Here is a 1,625-nt window from a genome sequence, read left to right as displayed (position 1 = left end):
TGATAATTTAGCATGATTGCTTCATCATAACCATCTCTTAGAGCCTCTACTCTTGCTAATGCTGCATTTGCATAGTTTGATGCAGCTTTTGCCTGCATGGGTTGTGATCTAGAATCTATTCTAAGCCAACTTGATACTTTACATCTTGCTCCCTTTACTNTGGGCTGTGATCTAGAATCTATTCTAAGCCAACTTGATACCTTACATCTTGCTCCCTGTATCTTTCCCGCACTGGATTCACCAGTGTTCCATTCCCAGCAAGCTATTGCAACATCTATCTTGTTTGGAGTTGGTGTAAGACCCATCACTCCATGACCATAATATGCAATAGGTCTGATGTAGCATTCTTTGAGTTTGCTTGCCTTTACTGTCTTGACTATTCCATCTGAAATTTCTTTCTTGGAATAAGGAATCTTCATTGAATACATTTTTGCAGATTTGAATAATCTTTCAACATGCTCTGGTAGTCTGAAAACCATTGGGCCTCTAGGAGTGTTGTAGCATCTGATCCCCTCAAATATTGCAGTTGAATAGTGTAATGCGTGTGTAAGGACATGGACCTTTGCATTCTTGTATGCAACAAGTTTGCCATTCATCCAAATCTTGCCCTGCTCTTTCATATCAAGTGGGATAGAGTTTGGTAANAATTCGTATGGCTACAGAAGAGCAACCCAATCCAAAGAATGTGTTTCTTGAGAGGCGTAACTTCAAGTGGTATGCATTGATTGGAATTGCTCTAGTACTATTAGCAATCAACGACGGCCATACATGATCTATATAGATCAGCTCTAAATATTTCCTGATCGTATAATGTGATAGCGCGTGTTTTGGGTAACGCCGGGCTGATTCTAGATAAAGAGGCCCAAGAATAAACCCAACTTTGACATCCTACAGGTATGGACTTGTAGGGGTCAAACGTTTATCATGTTTTAGAATACAAAAGATAGAAATCATGGTATTGTCTCAAAACTACGATATGGTTGCAAGAAAGACAGGAAAACACAAGCGAAAGGCAGACCAGCGTGCTGCTCGCAGAAAAAGAAAAAAGTAAAACAGTAGTTGTAATTTTATAAAATAAAAAATTATTTCACTAATGTTATTTTTCGTTAAACAAATTTTATTTTTGATCTTTCCGCATGGACTGTCCTGATGGCTTTTTCTATGCTGTCTGCACTGTCCTCAATTACTATGATGATTCGTGATGTTTCTTCCTGCGCATCCATGTTGAGTATGTTCAGGCCTGCCTCGCCTATTCTTGAGCTTGCCTTTGATGCAACTTGCTGAACACGCCACATTTCATCTCCAATCAAAGTGATAACACCTCTATTGTAGGTTATAGATGCCAACGCATCAAATCCCAAAATGTACCTTTCATTGCGCTTGACATAGTCACCATCTAAAAACAATATCCTTGTAAATTCAATGTCATCTTTGGTAAATGGAGACAAGACCACAAATTCGCTGTATCTCTTGTCCCTCTCCAGTGAATGGAACAATCTTTCTGATGCCTCTTTCTCAATTCTAACAATTGAGCAATTCTTCTTTCCTGTGACTATCTTTAGAGGATGGCCGTTTTTTTCACTAGGTTTTCTCTCAATTGTTGTTATTTTTCCAGGCTTGCCCAT

1 protein-coding gene and 2 pseudogenes are annotated in these 1,625 nt (G+C 38.9%); all 3 read right to left on the bottom strand.

What is annotated here, in order from left to right; all coding sequences use genetic code 11:
- Window positions 1–159 (bottom strand): annotated as a pseudogene (locus DYY66_RS14110) (branched chain amino acid aminotransferase); the annotation flags it as partial.
- A gap of 1 nt (window position 160) precedes the next feature.
- The coding region (locus tag DYY66_RS04405) for an aminotransferase class IV (RefSeq protein ID WP_309223966.1) at window positions 161–620 on the bottom strand (460 nt) is incomplete at its 3' end.
- Window positions 621–1,106: 486 nt separating this feature from the next.
- Window positions 1,107–1,625: pseudogene (locus DYY66_RS04400) on the bottom strand (aspartate kinase); the annotation flags it as partial.

It is taken from the genome of Candidatus Nitrosotalea sp. FS, assembly GCF_011319475.1.
In the GTDB taxonomy this organism is placed as follows: Archaea; Thermoproteota; Nitrososphaeria; order Nitrososphaerales; family Nitrosopumilaceae; genus Nitrosotalea.
The sequence above is the reverse complement of the archived record's forward strand: the minus strand, read 5'-3'. Positions and strand labels throughout refer to the sequence as shown.